General features: G+C 73.7%; 19 protein-coding genes and 2 pseudogenes. 8 read left to right on the top strand and 13 right to left on the bottom strand.

The genetic code is table 11. The annotated features are described in order from the left end of the window. Positions 1 to 88 precede the first annotated feature (88 nt). Positions 89 to 1,123: a Gfo/Idh/MocA family protein gene (locus GGE06_RS26515; protein WP_116158107.1), complete on the top strand. Its 1,035-nt coding sequence runs from the start codon at positions 89 to 91 to the stop codon at positions 1,121 to 1,123. Here GGE06_RS26515 and GGE06_RS26510 read toward each other — a convergent pair. Genes GGE06_RS26510 through GGE06_RS26495 form a run of 4 tightly spaced genes read right to left on the bottom strand, consistent with a single transcriptional unit; the run spans position 1,112 to position 4,612 of the window. Next, the gene (locus GGE06_RS26510; RefSeq protein WP_116158108.1) at positions 1,112 to 1,537 is read right to left on the bottom strand and encodes a PaaI family thioesterase; all 426 of its coding nucleotides are present in this window, start codon (positions 1,535 to 1,537) and stop codon (positions 1,112 to 1,114) included. The two genes, GGE06_RS26515 and GGE06_RS26510, sit on opposite strands and share 12 nt — an antisense overlap. Positions 1,538 to 1,541: 4 nt before the next feature. Next, positions 1,542 to 2,720 (bottom strand): cytochrome P450 family protein, encoded by a 1,179-nt coding sequence (locus GGE06_RS26505; protein ID WP_116158109.1) that lies wholly within the window; start codon positions 2,718 to 2,720, stop codon positions 1,542 to 1,544. 9 nt (positions 2,721 to 2,729) lie between these two features. Continuing rightward, on the bottom strand, positions 2,730 to 3,404 hold the full coding sequence (locus GGE06_RS26500) for a response regulator transcription factor (RefSeq protein ID WP_184932001.1): 675 nt from the start codon (positions 3,402 to 3,404) through the stop codon (positions 2,730 to 2,732). After that, entirely contained in the window at positions 3,401 to 4,612 is a 1,212-nt protein-coding gene (locus tag GGE06_RS26495; protein ID WP_116158110.1) for a sensor histidine kinase, read from the bottom strand. Before GGE06_RS26495 ends, GGE06_RS26500 begins: the two co-directional genes overlap by 4 nt. Before the next feature lie 146 nt (positions 4,613 to 4,758). On the opposite strand from GGE06_RS26495, the gene GGE06_RS26490 reads away from it, so the two are divergent. Further along, positions 4,759 to 4,980, top strand: coding sequence for a hypothetical protein (locus GGE06_RS26490; RefSeq protein WP_116158111.1), 222 nt, complete (start codon positions 4,759 to 4,761; stop codon positions 4,978 to 4,980). A 19-nt stretch (positions 4,981 to 4,999) separates the two neighbouring features. On the opposite strand, the gene GGE06_RS26485 is transcribed toward GGE06_RS26490, so the two are convergent. The 3 genes from GGE06_RS26485 to GGE06_RS26475 form a co-directional block, all read right to left on the bottom strand. Then, entirely contained in the window at positions 5,000 to 5,359 is a 360-nt protein-coding gene (locus GGE06_RS26485) for a hypothetical protein (RefSeq protein WP_116158112.1), read from the bottom strand. Positions 5,360 to 5,370: 11 nt separating this feature from the next. Further along, positions 5,371 to 6,303: a DMT family transporter gene (locus GGE06_RS26480; protein WP_184932140.1), complete on the bottom strand. Its 933-nt coding sequence runs from the start codon at positions 6,301 to 6,303 to the stop codon at positions 5,371 to 5,373. Between the two features lie 115 nt (positions 6,304 to 6,418). Next, entirely contained in the window at positions 6,419 to 7,027 is a 609-nt protein-coding gene (locus GGE06_RS26475; protein ID WP_116158114.1) for a dihydrofolate reductase family protein, read from the bottom strand. Positions 7,028 to 7,193: 166 nt separating this feature from the next. Between GGE06_RS26475 and GGE06_RS26470 the strand changes: the two genes are divergently transcribed. Further along, entirely contained in the window at positions 7,194 to 7,934 is a 741-nt protein-coding gene (locus tag GGE06_RS26470; RefSeq protein ID WP_116158115.1) for an SDR family NAD(P)-dependent oxidoreductase, read from the top strand. A 164-nt stretch (positions 7,935 to 8,098) separates the two neighbouring features. Here GGE06_RS26470 and alc read toward each other — a convergent pair whose 3' ends face one another. Together alc and allB are read right to left on the bottom strand one after the other, a co-directional pair. After that, positions 8,099 to 9,214 carry an allantoicase gene (gene alc / locus GGE06_RS26465; protein WP_184932000.1) on the bottom strand — a complete coding sequence of 372 codons (1,116 nt, stop codon included), beginning with the start codon at positions 9,212 to 9,214 and terminating at the stop codon, positions 8,099 to 8,101. Between the two features lies 1 nt (position 9,215). Then, positions 9,216 to 10,550, bottom strand: coding sequence for an allantoinase AllB (allB, locus tag GGE06_RS26460; RefSeq protein WP_116158117.1), 1,335 nt, complete (start codon positions 10,548 to 10,550; stop codon positions 9,216 to 9,218). 337 nt (positions 10,551 to 10,887) lie between these two features. Here allB and GGE06_RS26455 point away from each other — a divergent pair, with 337 nt between their 5' ends. Continuing rightward, a complete protein-coding gene (locus GGE06_RS26455) occupies positions 10,888 to 11,694 on the top strand; it encodes an IclR family transcriptional regulator (RefSeq protein ID WP_093873352.1) in 807 nt (268 codons plus the stop codon). 41 nt (positions 11,695 to 11,735) lie between these two features. Next, the gene (locus tag GGE06_RS26450) at positions 11,736 to 11,915 is read left to right on the top strand and encodes a hypothetical protein (RefSeq protein WP_246532786.1); all 180 of its coding nucleotides are present in this window, start codon (positions 11,736 to 11,738) and stop codon (positions 11,913 to 11,915) included. Between the two features lie 9 nt (positions 11,916 to 11,924). Here the strand turns inward: GGE06_RS26450 and GGE06_RS26445 are convergent. After that, positions 11,925 to 12,230 (bottom strand): annotated as a pseudogene (locus GGE06_RS26445) (response regulator transcription factor); the annotation flags it as partial. 51 nt (positions 12,231 to 12,281) lie between these two features. Between GGE06_RS26445 and GGE06_RS44105 the strand changes: the two are divergent. Beyond that, a pseudogene (locus GGE06_RS44105) lies at positions 12,282 to 12,350 on the top strand (hypothetical protein); the annotation flags it as partial. A 10-nt stretch (positions 12,351 to 12,360) separates the two neighbouring features. Here GGE06_RS44105 and GGE06_RS26440 read toward each other — a convergent pair. Both GGE06_RS26440 and GGE06_RS26435 read right to left on the bottom strand, forming a co-directional pair. Beyond that, entirely contained in the window at positions 12,361 to 13,041 is a 681-nt protein-coding gene (locus GGE06_RS26440; RefSeq protein WP_116158119.1) for an ABC transporter ATP-binding protein, read from the bottom strand. Continuing rightward, on the bottom strand, positions 13,038 to 14,114 hold the full coding sequence (locus GGE06_RS26435; RefSeq protein WP_181924458.1) for an ABC transporter permease: 1,077 nt from the start codon (positions 14,112 to 14,114) through the stop codon (positions 13,038 to 13,040). Before GGE06_RS26435 ends, GGE06_RS26440 begins: the two co-directional genes overlap by 4 nt. A gap of 112 nt (positions 14,115 to 14,226) precedes the next feature. Between GGE06_RS26435 and GGE06_RS26430 the strand changes: the two genes are divergently transcribed. Then, positions 14,227 to 15,396 carry a sensor histidine kinase gene (locus tag GGE06_RS26430; protein ID WP_184931999.1) on the top strand — a complete coding sequence of 390 codons (1,170 nt, stop codon included), beginning with the start codon at positions 14,227 to 14,229 and terminating at the stop codon, positions 15,394 to 15,396. Positions 15,397 to 15,399: 3 nt separating this feature from the next. Further along, positions 15,400 to 16,026 carry a response regulator gene (locus GGE06_RS26425; RefSeq protein WP_116158122.1) on the top strand — a complete coding sequence of 209 codons (627 nt, stop codon included), beginning with the start codon at positions 15,400 to 15,402 and terminating at the stop codon, positions 16,024 to 16,026. Here the strand turns inward: GGE06_RS26425 and GGE06_RS26420 are convergent. After that, entirely contained in the window at positions 16,016 to 16,240 is a 225-nt protein-coding gene (locus tag GGE06_RS26420; protein ID WP_116158123.1) for a hypothetical protein, read from the bottom strand. The two genes, GGE06_RS26425 and GGE06_RS26420, sit on opposite strands and share 11 nt — an antisense overlap. Positions 16,241 to 16,339 lie beyond the last annotated feature (99 nt).

Here is a 16,339-nt window from a genome sequence, read left to right as displayed (position 1 = left end):
GTGCGGGACGCCGATGACGGGAAGTCGTGACGTCCGGATGTCCTGACAAATCCTTGACACCCGGTCGGCCCGGCTCCACGGTGGGGCCATGCGCATCGGACTGATCGGTACGGGACGGATCGGGAGTTTCCACGCGGGCGTGCTGGCCCGGCATCCGGAGGTCGAGTCGCTGGTCGTGGCGGACGCGGACCCGGTCCGGGCGGCCGGGGTGGCGGGGGCGCTCGGCGCGGAGGCGGCGCCGGACGTGGACGCGCTGCTCGGGCACGCCCTGGACGCCGTGGTGATCGCCTCGGCGACGGCCGCGCACGCGGAGCTGATCGCCCGCGCCGCCGGGGCGGGCCTGCCGGCCTTCTGCGAGAAGCCGATCGCCCTGGACGTGCCGGGGACCCTGCGCGCGCTCGACGCGGTGGCGGAGGCGGGCACGGTGCTCCAGCTGGGGTTCATGCGCCGCTTCGACGCGGGGTACCGGGCCGCGCGGGAGGCGGTGCGGTCGGGGCGGCTCGGCCGGCTGCACACCGTACGGGCGGTGACCTCCGACCCGGAGCCGCCGCCCGCCGCGTATCTGCCGCTCTCCGGCGGTCTCTTCCGGGACTGTCTCGTGCACGACTTCGACATCGTCCGCTGGGTGACCGGGCGGGAGGTCGTCGAGGTGTACGCGACGGGCTCGGACGCCGGCCCCGCGATGTTCCGGGAGGCGGGCGACGTGGACACCGCCGCGGCCGTGCTGACCCTGGACGACGGCACGCTGGCGACGGCGACCGCGACCCGGTGCAACGGCGCCGGGTACGACGTCCGCATGGAGCTGGCGGGCGAGCGGGACCAGATCGTCGTGGGCCTCGACGACCGGACCCCGCTCGCCTCGGTGGAGCCGCAGGGCCCTCCCGCCCCGGGCAAGCCCTGGCCCGGCTTCCTGGAGCGCTTCGCCCCCGCGTACGAGGCGGAACTGGACGCCTTCGTACGGCTGGTGCGCGGCGAGGCGCCCAACCCCTGCGACGGCCGGGAGGCCCTGGCGGCCCTGCGGATCGCCGACGCGTGCGAGCGCTCGCGGCGGGAGCGGGCGCCGGTCCGGGTCGCCGGGGCGGGCGAGCCGGCCGGGGTCGACGGGGCCGGTTCAGCCGGCTGACAGCACCGTGCCCTGGGCCACCGCGCACAGCGTCTCGGCGCCCTGCTCGTCGACGGTCGACAGGTCGCAGCGCACCACCGCCTGCCGCCGCCCTGCGTGGACCACCTCCGCCCGGGCCCGCAGCACGCCGCCCGTCGCGGGCCGGACGTACTGGATGGAGAACCCGGCCGTCAGCACGGCCGCGCCGAGTTCGGCGCCCGCGGCGAAGGTGATCGCGTTGTCGGCCGCGTACGAGACGACCCCGCCGTGCAGGAAGCCGTTCTGCTGTCTCAGGTCGTCGCGGCGGTCCAGCTCCAGGACCGCTCGGCCCGCGCCGAACTCGGTGAGGCGGGCGCCGACGAGCCGGCTGAACGGCTGCGCGTCGAGGACCTTCCGGGCGAGGTCGAGGTCGAGGGCGGGGGTCTGATCGCTCAAGGGTTCACCACCGGACGGGGAGTTGACGGGTCCCGCGCATGAGCATGCCGGGCAGCCAGTCCAACGGACCGGCGTCCGGGTCGAGTTCCAGACCCGGGAAGCGGTCCAGGAGTGTCCGGAGGGCGATCCGGCCCTCCAGGCGGGCGAGCGGGGCGCCCAGGCAGTAGTGGATGCCGTGGCCGAAGGCGAGGTGGCCCCGGGTGTCGCGGCGGATGTCGAAGCGGTCGGGCTCGGGGAAGCGGGCCGGGTCCCGGTCGAGCGCGCCGATGCCCACCAGGACGCTCTGTCCCGCGGGGATGACGGTGTCGCCGATGGTGACGGGCTCGGCGGTGAAGCGGAAGGTGCCGGTCTCCACCGGTCCGTCGTAGCGCAGGGACTCCTCGATCGCCCCGTCGAGGAGGCTCGGGTCGGCGCGCAGGGCGGCGAGCTGCTCGGGGTGGGCGAGCAGGTTGCGGACGGTGTTGGAGATCAGGTTGACGGTCGTCTCGTGGCCGGCGATGAGCAGCAGATAGGCCATGGCGCGGAGTTCGGGCCCGGACAGACGGTCGCCGTCCTCGGCGCGGGCGGTGATCAGCCCGGAGAGCAGGTCGTCGGCAGGGCCGGCGGTCCGCTTGTCCTCGATGAGCCCGTCGAGGTAGCCGGCGAAGCCCTCCAGGGCGTCGAGCATGCCCTGCTCGTCGGTCGGGGTGACGAGCTGGTTCGACCAGCCACGGAAGGTCTCGCGGTCCTCGGCGGGGACGCCGAGGAGCTCGCAGATGACGGTGATCGGCAGCGGGAAGGCGTAGGCGTCGACGAGGTCGGCGCGGCCGGCCGGTTCCATGGCGTCGGCGAGTTCCTGGGTGAGCCGCTCGATGCGAGGGCGCAGGCTCTCGACGCGGCGGCCGGTGAACTCCGCCGTCACCAGGCGGCGCAGCCGGGTGTGGTCGGGGGCGTCGGCGGCGAGGAGGTGGACGCCGATGACGTCCTCCTCCGGCGGCCGGACGCCGATGACGGACGGGGATTTGGCCAGCCGGGGGTCGGCGAGCGCCGCGCGCCCTTCCTCGTAACCGACGACCAGCCAGAACTGGAAGCCGTCGGGCATCCGTACCTCGTGGACGGGGCCTGCTTCACGGAACTTGGCGTAGTAGGGGTACGGGTTCGCGGTGAAGTCCGCGCCGTACTCCCCCAGATCGATGACGGACATCGTCCGACCCTAGACGTCGTCCTCGCCTTCCGACAGCCCGGCATCGTGCACCAGGAGCGCGATCTGGACGCGGTTGTTGAGGCCGAACTTGGCGAGGATCCGGGATACGTGGGCCTTGACCGTGGGGATGCCCATGTACAGCTCGGCGGCGATCTCCGCGTTGGACCGGCCGCGCCCGACGGCGACGGCCACCTCCCGCTCGCGGTCGGCGAGTTCGGCGAGGCGCGCGGCGGCCGTGGCGCGCCGCGGCTGCTGTTCGGGCCGCTCCACGACGTGGGCCATCAGCTGGCGGGTGACGGCCGGCGAGAGGGCGGGGTCGCCGGCGGCGACCCGGCGGACGGCGGCGACGATCTCGGCGGGCTTGGTGTCCTTGAGGACGAATCCGGCGGCGCCGGCCCGCAGGGCGCGCAGCACCTGCTCGTCGGCGTGGAAGGTGGTGAGGACGACGACCTCGGGGGCGCCGGGAAGGGCGCGGAGGCGCTCGGTGGCGGTGAGGCCGTCCACGTGGGGCATGCGGATGTCCATGAGGACGACGTCCGGGGCGTGCAGGGCGACGAGTTCGGGGACCTCCCGGCCGTCGGCGCCCTCGCCGACGATCTCGAGGTCGTCGGCGCCGCCGAGCATGAGGGCGAGGCCCGCGCGGACCAGGGGGTCGTCGTCGACGATGAGCAGCCGGATGGTCATGAGGGCCACGGTAGCCAGGCGTGCAGGGCGAATCCGCCGTCGGGGGCCGGGCCGTGCTCCATCCGGCCGCCGGCGAGGGCGGCGCGTTCGGTGAGGCCGATGAGGCCCTGGCCGGAGCCGGGGACGGGCGGGACCGGGCCCGCGGGGGCCGGGTTGCGGATGTCGACGGTGAGGCCTTCGCCGGGCCGGCCGCGGACGGTGACGGTGACCGTGGTGCCGGGGGCGTGCTTGCGGGCGTTGGTGAGGGCCTCCTGCGCGATGCGGTAGACGGTGCGGCCGGTGGCGGCGGGCACCGCGGCCGGGTCGTCGACGGTGCTGTCGAGGACGACGTCCGCGCCGGCCTCGCGGGACTCGTCGACCAGCGCGTCGAGGGTGGCGAGGGTGGGCTGGGGCCTGGCGCCGTCGCCGTTCTCGCCGGGGGCGCGCAGGACTCCGATGATCTCGCGGAGGTCCTGGAGGGCTTCGTGGGCGCTGTCGCGGATGACTCCGGCGGCGCGGGCGATCTGCTCGGGCGGGGCGTCCGGCCGGAACTCCAGGGCCCCGGCGTGGACGCTGAGCAGGGTGAGCCGGTGGGCGAGCACGTCGTGCATCTCGCGGGCGATGGCCTCGCGGGCGAGCCGCTGGGCCTGGGCGGCGCGCAGCTCGGCCTCGGACTCGGCGCGGCGGGCCCGTTCCCTGAGGGCTTCGAAGAGCTGGCGGCGGGCGCGGACGAGCATGCCCCAGGCGGTGACGAGGAGGACGAGGATGAAGCCGAGGGCGATGGAGAGGCCGGCGTTGGTGGTGGGGTCGGGGCGGACGAAGACCTGGACGACGGAGGTGGCGACGGCGAGCGCGCCGATCCAGGCGATCTCGCGGAACGGGCGGCGTACGGCGACGCTGAACAGGCTCGCGAGGAGGGCTCCGGCGGCGACCGGCGCCACGGCGTTGGCCAGGGAGAGGGCGACGGCGAGGCCGACGGGCCACCGTCGGCGCAGCCAGAGGGCGCTGCAGGCGGCGGCGCCGGCGAGCTGGTCGAGGAGGGTGACGGTCGCGCTGGTGTACTGCGCGCTGGCGTCGGCGGCGAGCAGGCCGACGAACGCGGCGAGGAGGAAGAGCGTGGTGTCCACGACCCAGTCGCGGGCGGTACGGCGGGGCCGGGGCGCTCCGCTCCCGCCCGGTTCGACCAGGTGGGAGGGGAGCAGCCGGTGCTGCCGGTCCGTACGCGTCATGTCCGTAAATGTACGCAGGTCAGGCGCGGTCCACCGGTCGTGCGGGCCGTCCCGCTACGGGAGTCGCGCAGGTCGATACTTTGGTATCGGCCGCCGTGGACGAACGGCGGACGCGGCCGGTCGGCCGTCCTCGCCATGATCGGCTCATGAAGAAGTTTCTTGAGGGGCTCGGTGGACTGCTGCTCGTGGCCGGGGTCGCCGGGGTGATCCGCGAGCTGACGGACGGCTGGTTCCACTTCATGGGTCTGACCCGGTTCCTCACGGAGAACGTGTGGTTCCTGGAGGGCCGGGAGCTGTTCGCGAACCTCGTCGTCGCGGTCCTCGGGCTCGTCCTCGCGATCGCGGGCAGCCGCATGTCCAAGGCCTGAGCGGGCGGGCTCCGGACGGTCAGGCGCTCGCCTCGTTGAGGCGGGTGACCTCGGCGAGGTGCTCGGCCATGCGGTGGGACACGGAGCCGCTGGTGTAGAGGACGCCGCCGATCACGGCCACGGGCACGGACGCGCCGAGCACGGTGAGGAGTTCGGGCCAGTCGCGCTCGTTGACGCAGCGGCTGTCGCTGTTGTGGAGGTTCTCGCTGGTGAACCGGGAGGTGCACTCCCTGCCGTACGTATCGGTCTCGTAGGGCGTGAAGAGGAGCACCGCGAGCCAGATCCACAGGAGCACGGCCACGGCGAGGAGACCGAGTCCCCATGCCTGGGTGCGGCGGGCCCGGGCGCGGAAGTCTATGTCGTACGGCAGCGAACGCATGGCGCAAGAACCTACCGGGCGCCCTCGTCCGCGGTGCGGCGGCCCCAACTCGTGCCCGCGAGGACGAGTACGGCGCCGGCGAGGCCGAGGGCGCCGGGGCGGTCGCCCGCGAGGGCGATGCCCGCGGCGGCGGCCCAGAGGGGTTCCGTGCCGAGGAGGAGGCTGACCCGGGAGGGCGAGGTGCGGCGGACGGCCCACATCTGCACGAAGAAGGCGAAGAGCGTGCAGAAGACGGAGAGGAAGAGGAGCCCGGCCCATTCGCGCGGGCCGAAGTCGAGGGCGACGGCCCAGGGTGAGGCGCCGGTGCCGGGGAAGGCGGCGATGACGGCGAACACGGCGACGGCGGAGCCGAGCTGGACGGTGGTGAGGGAGAGCGAGTCGGCCGACCGGACCGCCTTGATCCGGGACATGGCCAGGACGTGGACGGTACGGGCGAGGGCGGCGAGCAGCATGAGCAGATCGCCGAGGGAGGGGGCGGTGAACCCCCCGCCCTGGGTCAGCAGCACGACACCGGCGACGGAGAGCGCGGCGGCGGCGAGGAAGGAGCGGGACGGCAGCGCCCGGGTGACGGCCGACTCGGCGAGCGGGGTGAAGATCATGGTGAGGCTGATGATCAGGCCCGCGTTGGTGGCGGAGGTGTGGACGACGCCGTACGTCTCCAGGAGGAAGATCCCGGCGAGGATCAGACCGAGGGTCGCGGCGCCGCGCCACTGGGCCGCGCCGAGGGCGCGGAGCCTGCTCCACCCGGCGGCGACGAGGACGGGCAGCACCACCGCGAACCGCAGCACGAGGACCGCGATGACGGTGTGGCCGGTGGTGATGCCCTTGGCCGCGAGGTAGCTGGCGCCCCAGACGACGGCGACGAGCAGGACGGGGAGGTCGGTGAGCCAGGCGCGGCGCGGCGCGCCGAGGGATACGGGTGCGGCGATCGACGAAGCTGACATCGCGGGCCGGTTCTCCAACTCTTCGGGCGGGGTGGAGACTTCGACGGCTCGCACTCGGAGCGATCACCGTAACCGGGACGGACCCGTGGTGGCTACACCATTCCCCCGGTCCGGATCAGTAGCTGCCGTACGTGGGCCGGCCCGCCAGTTCGTACGTGTGGAGGGCGACGCCCGCGGCGGTGGTGCGCGTGTCGGTGAGGCGGAAGGCGGTCGGGCGGACCCCGTCGCTGAAGAGGCGGCGGCCGGTGCCGAGGACCACGGGGAAGACGTGCAGGTGGAGGGTGTCGATGAGGTCGTGGTCGAGGAGGGTGCGGGCGAGGCCGGCGCTGCCGTGCATCTGGATCTCGCCGTCGGTGCGCTCCTTGAGGGCGGTGACCTCCTCGACGATGTCGCCGCGGAGGAGGGTGGTGTTCTCCCAGTCGGCGGAGGCGAGGGTGGTCGTGGCGACGTACTTGGGGAGGTGGTTGAGCTTGGAGGCGACGGGGTCGGCGGGGTCGTCGTGCTTGGGCCAGTAGCCCGAGAAGATGTCGTAGGTGCGGCGGCCGAGGAGGAAGGCGGTCGGGCGGGCGAAGATCTCGGTGATGCGCTTGCCGAAGTCCTCGTCGCCGAACGGCACGGACCAGCCGCCGTGCTCGAAGCCTTCGCTCGGGTCCTCCTCCGGGCCTCCCGGGGCCTGGATGACGCCGTCGAGGGTGAGGAACTGGGTGAGGCTGAGGGTGGCCATGGTGCATGCCTTTCTGTTCTCCGGACCATCGTGTCTCACCCCTTCCGACTCCACCGCCCGGCGGAAGTCATCGGTGGGTCGGGGTCCGATTCCCGCCAGCGTCCGGACGCCCCGCCGACTTTCATTGAACCCGCAACCAGTTGGCGTTACTCACGGAGGTTTCGGGATGTCCACGATGAACGGCACGGCGGTCCTGGTGACGGGTGGCAGCCGGGGGATCGGCGCGGCGACGGCGGTGCGGCTGGCCCAGGAGGGCGCCGACGTGGCCTTCACCTACGTCCAGGACGAGGCGCGGGCCAAGGAGGTCGCCGCGCGGATCGAGGCGGCCGGCCGCAAGGCGCTGCCGCTGCGGGCGGACGCGGCCGACGCCGGGGACGCGGCGGGCGCGGTGGAGTGGGCGGCGGACGCCCTCGGCCGCCTCGACGTCCTGGTGAACAACGTCGGCGCGGGCGTCCTCGGGCCGCTGGAGTCGCTCTCCCTCGCGGACGTGGACCGGGTCCTGGCGGTGAACGTCCGGGCGGCGTTCCTCGCCTCGCAGGCGGCGGCCGCGCGGCTGCCCGAGGGCGGCAGGATCGTCACGATCGGCACCTGCATGACCCAGCGGGTGCCGGGCCCCGGCGGGAGCCTCTACACGATGAGCAAGGCCGCGCTGATCGGCCTGACGAAGGCGCTCGCGCGGGAGCTGGGCGGGCGCGGCATCACGGCGAACATCGTCCACCCCGGTCCCGTCGACACCGACATGAACCCGGCGGACGGGCCGTACGCGGAGGGGCAGGCGGCCATGACGGCGCTCGGCCGCTTCGGCACCCCGGACGAGGTGGCGGCGATGGTCGCCTTCCTGGCGGGCCCGGGCGGTCGGTACGTGACGGGCGCCGAGTTCTCGGTGGACGGCGGGCACGCCGCGTAACGCCTCACCGCGCGCTGAGGGCGAGTGAGCCGAAGGGGCGCGCCGGAGGTGAACCGAGCCACAAAAAAGGGGGGGAGGCGCGAGGGCGCACCGGTGCTGTCGGGCCGGTGCGCCCTCGCGTGCCGGGCGGGGTGTCGTGCCCGCCCAGTCGGTGGAGGAGCCGGTCAGCCGCCGAGCTCCTGGTGGCGGGCGGTCAGCCGCGCCGTACCGGCGTCCGTGAGGGAGCCGAAGAGACGGAGGCGGGAGATGCCGCCGTCCGGGTAGATGTCGATGCGGACGCGGGAGCCGACGGCCGGGGTGTCGAGCACGAACCGGTGGTTGGTGTCGGGCTGGAGGCGGGTCCGGGGCAGGATCTCGGTCCACTCCTCCGAGCCCTCGGCGGCGACGGAGAGGGCGGCCCAGCCCGCGCTGTTGCCCTTGAGGTAGGCGGTGTCGATCTCGACGGCGCGGATCTCGGACTCGGCGACCAGGCCGTAGCGGATCCAGTCGTTGCCCTTGTCGCGGCGGCGGCGGGTCTCCCAGCCGTCGTCCATCTTGCGGGAGCGGCCCGGCTGGATGGTGTTGGTGGCCGGGGAGTAGAAGCGGTCCGAGGCGTCCTCGACCCGGCCGCCGTTCTCCAGGGCGGCGAGGTCGAAGGTGCCGAGGACGCCGAGCCACGCCGGGTCCGGGGCGACCTCGCCGTGGACGCGGAGGCGGGCGATGCCGCCGTCCGGGTGCTGGTTGACGCGCAGGTGCGTGAAGCGCTGCTCGACGTCGACGGCGAAGCCGTTGGCGGCGTGGCCGCCGACCGCGGTGCGCGGGACCAGCGTCGTCCACTTCACGTCGTCGGCGAGGAGCTCCTCGGGCGAGGGCGAGCCGGCCACGGAGGCGGCCTCGACGGAGACGGCCTGCGGGTAGTTGCCGCGGAAGTGGGCGGTGTCGACGACGATGCCGCGGACGACGCCGGGGGCGCCGAGGCGTACGAGCGCCCAGTCGTGGTCGTCCTCGGTGGGGTGCGGCTGCTGGGCGGAGACACCGCGGCGGCGGCGGGTCTCCCAGCCGTCCATGATCTTGCCCTTGTGGCCGAAGTGCTCGGGGTCGAACTCGGCGGCCTCGGGCTTGAGCAGGTTCTCGCGCTCGGCGAAGAACTCGTCGTTGGCGGCGATGACACCCGCGCCCAGACGCCGGTCCGCGAGGTCCGCGTACTGGGTGAAGGGGAAGTCGGCCGTCCGGTAGTCGGCGTACGGGTCGCCGCCGCCGTAGGGGCTGGCGTCACCGGTGAAGCTGGGTATGGACGACACGTCAGTTGTTCCTTTCGAGGAGGCGGCCGGAGGGCTCGGCGAGGGTGCCCCGGTCGGCGATCCGCTCTCCACGCAGCCAGGTGGAGGTGACGACGCCGCTGAGGGTCTTGCCCGCGTAGGCGGTGATCCGGTTGCGGTGCTGGAGGTCGGCCGGGTCGACGGTGAAGGTGGCGTCGGGGGCGAGGACGGCGAAGTCGGCGTCGCGGCCGGCCTCGATGGCGCCCTTGCGGGTGAGTCCGGCGAGCCGGGCCGGGCCCTCGGACATCCAGCGGACGACGTCCTCCAGGGAGTGGCCGCGGCGGCGGGCCTCGGTCCAGATGGCGGGCAGGCCGAGCTGGAGGGAGGAGATGCCGCCCCAGGCGGAGGCGAAGTCCGGGGTCTTCAGGTCGGCGGTGGACGGCGAGTGGTCGGAGACGATGCAGTCGATCGTGCCGTCGGCGAGCCCCTGCCACAGGGCGTCCTGGTTCGAGGCCTCGCGGATGGGCGGGCAGCACTTGAACTCGGTGGCGCCGTCCGGGATCTCCTCGGCGGTGAGCGTGAGGAAGTGCGGGCAGGACTCGACGGTGACCTTCACGCCCTCGGCCTTGGCGGCGGCGATGGCCGGCAGCGCGTCCGCGGAGGAGAGGTGCAGGACGTGCACGCGGGCGTTGAGCCGGCGGGCCTGGTTGATCAGGTTCTCGATGGCCGTGTTCTCGGCGTCGCGGGGGCGGGAGGCGAGGAAGTCGGCGTACGCGCCGCCCGACCGCTGGGGCGCGGCGGCGAGGTGGTGCGGGTCCTCGGCGTGCACGATCATCAGGCCGTCGAAGCCGGATATCTCGGCGAGCGAGTTCGCCAGCTGCTCCTGGTCGAGCTCGGGGAACTCCTCGACGCCGGAGGGCGAGAGGAAGCACTTGAAACCGAAGACGCCGGCGTCGTGGAGGGGGCGCAGGTCCTTGACGTTGTCGGGCAGGGCGCCGCCCCAGAAGCCGACGTCGATGTGGGCCTTGCTGCGGGCGACCTCCTGCTTGACCCGGAGGTGCTCCACGGTGGTGGTCGGGGGCAGCGAGTTCAGCGGCATGTCGAGCAGGGTGGTGATGCCGCCGGCGGCGGCCGCGCGGGTGGCGGTCCAGAAGCCCTCCCACTCGGTGCGGCCGGGGTCGTTCACGTGCACGTGGGTGTCGACGAGTCCGGGCAGGACGACGTCGTCGCCGACGTCCTCCAGTCGGGCGCCGGCGGGCACCTCGGCGTCGTACGGCAGCACGGCCGCGATCGTCCCTCCGGAGACGGCGATCGACGCCGGGCGCGTCCCCTCGGGGGTGATGACGCGTGTCGAGCGCAGGACCAGGTTGACGTCCACCCGTACCCCTATCTTCAAGCGATCCGCAGAAAGAGCGGGAAATTCAACGAACTGTTGAAAAGGAGTCTTCACTTCCGGGCGAGGGGTCGTCAAGGGCACACTTCCAGCATCGGCCGTCGGCGAACCCGGCTTGGACGTTTCCACAAAGTGGAATCAAAATTCCGTACAGTAGAACGTAGCTCCGCACATGCGAGCCAGTCCCGGATCACCCCGGGCCGTCACCGACACCGGACAAACACCCCCTGACCGGCGCTGACGCCGGTACCGGGACCGTGTGCCCCGGCCGGCGGCCCGGTAGGCTGCTGCCTTGCCCGCCTGCCCCGAAAGGACCGTTGACGTGCCGACGTCCAGCGCCAGCACCACCGACGCCGCCAAGCCCGCCGCGAGCGGGGGCGTCCAGTCCCTCGAGCGCGCCTTCGACCTCCTGGAGCGGATGGCCGACGCCGGGGGCGAGGTCGGGCTGAGCGAGCTCTCCGCCAGCAGCGGACTCCCGCTCCCCACCATCCACCGCCTCATGCGCACCCTCGTCGCCTGCGGCTACGTGCGCCAGCAGCCCAACCGCCGGTACGCCCTCGGCCCCCGGCTCATCCGGCTCGGCGAGTCCGCCTCCCGCCTCCTCGGCACCTGGGCCCGCCCCTACCTGGCGCGGCTCGTCGAGGAGACCGGCGAGACCGCGAACATGGCGCTGCTCGACGGCGACGAGATCGTGTACGTCGCGCAGGTGCCGTCCAAGCACTCGATGCGCATGTTCACCGAGGTCGGCCGCCGGGTCCTGCCGCACTCGACCGGCGTCGGCAAGGCGCTCCTCGCGCACACGCCGGCCGAGGAGGTCCGGGCGCTGCTCGCCCGCACCGGCATGCCCGCCGCGACCGAGAAGACCATCACCACGCCGGACGGCTTCCTCGACGCGCTCGTGGCGGTCCGCGAGACGGGTTACGCGGTCGACGACAACGAGCAGGAGATAGGGGTCCGCTGCCTCGCGGTCTCCGTCCCCGACTCCCCCACCGCCGCGGCCATCTCCATCTCGGGCCCGGCGGGCCGGGTCACCGAGGCCGCCACCGAGAAGATCGTCCCGATCCTCCAGGAAGTCGCCCGCGAACTCTCGGCGGCCCTGGCGAACACCTCGGGCAACGGCCAGGGCTGACGCCGCCATGGGGGGCGGAGGAGGTCTTCGGCGAGGACCTGATGCCCCCGGAGTGGCCCGCCGAGGTCCTCTGGAAGGGCGCCGTCTACCGCCCGGTGACCCTCACCGCCCGCATGTTCGCCCCGCCGGACGGCAGCTGGGCCCCGGTGTGGGCGGCCGTGCGCGGCCTCGCGGCCACCCACGGGGACGAGGACGTCCGCCTGGTCGTCCGGTTCGACTGACGCCGTGCGTCAGGACCCGGCCGTACGCGGTGACACCAGGCCCGACTCGTAGGCGAGGACGACCAGTTGGGCCCGGTCCCGGGCGCCGAGCTTGGTCATCGCCCGGTTGACGTGGGTCTTCGCGGTCAGCGGCGTGATCACCATGCGGCCGGCGATCTCGTCGTTGGAGAGGCCCCGGGCCACCAGCGTCACGGCCCCGCGTTCACGGTTGGTCAGGTCCTCCGGAGCGGCGGCGGAGCCCGTCGCGAACGGCTCGGCGACGTACCGGTCGAGGAGCCTGCGCGCGAGGGACGGCGCGAGCAGCGCGTCGCCCCGCCGGACGGCGGCCTCGGCACCGGCAACGGCCTCGGCGGCGCGTACGTCGCCGTCCTCGTGGGCCTGGCCGCGGTCGCCCTCGGGTGGCGGGCCCGCGCCCGGGCCCGCCGTACCGGATGAGAAGCCGGCCTCAGGCCCGTACGGACTCCGTCAGGCGGCCGTCCTGGACCGTCACCGTGTGGTCCGTGCGGGCCAGGTGCGTGCGGTCGTGGGTGACCAGGACCGTCGCCGTCCCCCGCTCGGCCGTCAGCGTGGCCAGGAGGTCCATGACCGCCGCGCCCCGCTCGTGGTCCAGGGCGCTCGTCGGCTCGTCGACCAGGAGCACGGACGGCTCGTTCATCAGCGCCCGCGCGATGTTCACGCGCTGCCGCTGACCGCCCGACAGCTGGTGGGGCCGCCGGTGGGCCTGGTCCGCGAGGCCCACCGCGTCGAGGAGGTCCATGGCCCGGCCCCGTACCTCCTTGGGCGAACGCTTCGACAGATGGGCCATCACCTGGAGCTGCTCCACCGCGCTCAGCGAGGGCAGCAGGTTCGGCTGCTGGAAGACGATGCCGATGTGCTCCCGGCGCAGCTCCGCCTTGGCGGCGGCGGTCAGCGGCCCCGTGTCCGTACCGGCGACGACGACCCGCCCCGTGTCCGGGGTCACCAGGGTGGCGGCCACCGCGAGGAGGCTGGACTTGCCGGAGCCGGACGGCCCGACGACGGCCGTGAGCGTGCCGGCGGGGACGGTCAGGGAGACGGCGTCGAGGGCGGTGAGCCGGCCGTCGCCGTCGGGGTAGGTGAGGGTGACGGCGTCGAGGACGAGGCTCATCGGGCGCTCCCGAGGGCGGTGAGGGGGTCGACGGCGGTGATCCGCCGGATGGACAGGGCGGCGCCGAGGACACCGAGGACGACGATCACGGCGGCCGGGCCGAGGACGGTGAGCGGTTCGAGGACGAAGGGCACGTTCCCGCCGCTGACCAGGGCGCCGATGCCGACCGCGAGCGCGGTGCCGAGCAGGGTGCCGGCGGTGAGCATGAGCACGGCCTGCCCGAGGGCGTCCTTGAGGAGGTACGGGGTGGAGGCGCCGAGCGCCTTGAGGACGGCGACGTCACCGCTGCGCTGGATGGTCCAGACCGTGAAGAACGCCCCTATGACCAGCGCGGAGATGGCGAAGAGGAACCCGCGCATCAGCTGCAGCGAGCCGTTCTCGGCCTGGTAGGACCCTATGGCGGTGAGGGCCCCGTCGAGGGTGCGGGCCTCGGTGCCCGCGGCCTCGTCGCCGGCCGCCCAGTCGACGCCGTCGCCGCTCAGCGCGATCACGGTGGCCTGCTCCTGCGCGGCGGTGCCGCTCCGGCCGACCTTCTGCCAGTCGTCGAGGGACGTCCACACGACGGGCGTGTGACTGTAGGAGGCGTCGCCGGAGACCGCGGAGACGGTGACCTCCAGCGGGCCGAGGCGGACGCGGTCGCCGGCGCCCACGGCCAGCTCCTCCGCCGCCGACTCGGACAGGACGACCTTGCCCGCGCCGACGGTCCCGGGGGCGAGTCCCGCGTCCGGCTCCGAGCCGAAGGCGGAGACGGCCGCGGTGTGGTCCCCGGCGGCGGCGTTGAGGGTACGGATGCCGAGCGGGTCGGCCTCCGTCACCCCGGGCCGCTTCGCCCACCCGCTCCACTGCTCCTCCGTCACCGTCGAATTGGTGAAGGAGGCCGACTGCCCGGACGGCGGCGCCGCGAAGGCCAGCCGGTCGGCGGGCAGACCGGTGATCGCGGAGATGTTCTCTCGCGCGAGTCCGGCGGTCAGCCCGGACAGCAACCCCACGAGCAGGGTGATCAGCACGATCACGGTGCCCATGAGGGTGAAACGCCCCTTGGCGAATCTCAGGTCTCTCCATGCCACGAACATGCTGACCAGAGTGGTCCGGGGGCTGCCCCACCGGCATCGCGCCACGGATGGCTCCGCAATCAAACTTTCGGTTGAGTCCGGATTGTCTCCCGTTCCCTACGCTGGAGAAATCATGGATCCCCGCTCGCTGACCCCCGCCCTCCGCGCCCTGCGCCTCTGCCTGCACCTCCTCATGGCGGGCCTGCTCGTCCTGGCGGCGGTACGGGCGGACTCGGTCTCCGGGACGGTCGCGGCGGTGGTCATGGGCGCGGTGTACGCGGCCGGCTCGTACCTGCCGTCCGTACGGAGCTCGCAGCGCGCCGCCGCCCTATGGCTGGGGGTCCTCGGAGCGTCCTGGCTCGGGCTGCTCTGGCTCACCCCGGAAGCGCTCTGGCTGGCCTTCCCCCTGTACTTCCTCCAGCTGCACCTGCTGCCCACCCGCTGGTCGCTGCCGGTCGTGGCCCTCACGGCGGGCGCGGCGATCCTCTCGTACGTGGGCCACGGCGCCCCGCTCAATCCGGGGGTCTTCATCGGGCCGCTGCTCGGCGCGGCGGTCGCGGTGGCGACGGTCCTCGGCTACCAGGCGCTGTACCGGGAGAGCGAGCGGCGGCGGCGGCTCATCGAGGAGCTCATCGAGACGCGGGCGGAGCTGGCGGCGGCCGAGCGGCACGCGGGGACGCTCTCCGAGCGGGAGCGGCTCGCGCGGGAGATCCACGACACGCTCGCGCAGGGGCTGTCCTCGATCCAGCTGCTGCTGCGGGCGGCCGAGCGGCTCCTCCCGCCGGACTCCCCCGCCGCGGGCCACATCGGCCGGGCCCGCGAGGCCGCACAGGACAACCTGGCGGAGGCACGGCGCTTCGTCCGGGCGCTGTCGCCCCCGGACCTGGAGCACGGCTCGCTCGCGGCGGCCCTCGAGCGGCTGTGCGAGCCGGTCACCGGGCTGCCCGCGGACGGGCCCCGGGTCCGCTTCTCGGTGAGCGGCACGCCGGTGGAGCTGCCGACGCCGTACGAGGTGGCGCTGCTGCGGATCGCGCAGTCGGCGCTCGCGAACACCGTGCGGCACGCCTCGGCGTCCCGTGCCGAGATCACCTTGTCGTTCATGGACGCGTCGGTGACCCTGGACGTGGTCGACGACGGCCGGGGCTTCGACCCCGCGTCCGTACGCCCTTCGTCGGACGGCGGTTTCGGCCTTCCGGCGATGCGCTCGCGGGCCGAGTCGCTGGGCGGCTCGTTCGCGGTCGAGTCGGCGCCCGGCCAGGGCACCGCCGTCGCCGTCTCCCTCCCCCTCCCCGCTGGAGCCTGAAGCATGACCATCCGACTCCTCCTCGCCGACGACCACCCGGTGGTACGGGCGGGCCTGCGCGCGGTCCTCGACACCGAGCCGGACTTCGCGGTGGTCGCCGAGGCGGCCACCGCCGAGCGCGCGGTGGAGCTGGCCGCCGCCGGGGGCGTGGACGTGGTCCTGATGGACCTGCAGTTCGGCCCCGGGATGCACGGCTCGGAGGCGACGGCGGCGATCACGGCGGCGCCGGGCGGGCCGAAGGTGCTGGTCCTGACGACGTACGACACGGACGCGGACATCCTGGCGGCGGTGGAGGCGGGGGCCTCCGGCTACCTCCTGAAGGACGCGCCGCCGGAGGAGCTGGCGGCGGCGGTCAGGACGGCGGCCGCCGGGCAGTCGGCGCTCGCGCCGGCGGTCGCGCACCGGCTGATGGACCGGATGCGGACGCCGGCGGAGGCGCTGACGAAACGCGAGCTGGAGGTGCTCCAGCTGGTGGGCGAGGGCCTGTCGAACCAGCAGATCAGCAAGGCGCTGTTCCTGAGCCAGGCGACGGTCAAGTCCCACCTCGTCCACATCTTCGCGAAGCTGGGCGTGGACTCGCGCACGGCGGCGGTGGCGGCGGCGACGGCCCGCCGGCTGATCAGGCGGTGAGGCCGTCCGGCCGGCCCTGGGCCGACGACGAGGCCTTGGCGCTCATCAGGTCCTGGAAGGACCGCATGCAGGACAGGCAGTGCCGGTCCGTCTGCACGCCGTCCGTGCCGCGGTCGACGGGCTGACCGCAGAGGCTGCTGCCCGCCTCCTTTGCGATCACGTGCCAGACCAGAAGTCCGCTGGAGTCGTCGGGCGCGATGTGCATCTCGTACATGGCAGTTTCCGTTTCTCCGGGGTCCGGGTGTCCCGGTTCCACCCAACTCCCGCCGGGCCGCACCGGCACGGCGGCCAGGTCATGCGGGTGAAACAGGAG

Origin of the sequence: Streptomyces nymphaeiformis (assembly GCF_014203895.1) — a bacterium.
GTDB lineage: Bacteria > Actinomycetota > Actinomycetes > Streptomycetales > Streptomycetaceae > Streptomyces > Streptomyces nymphaeiformis.
This window is presented reverse-complemented; position numbering and strand designations above follow the sequence as displayed.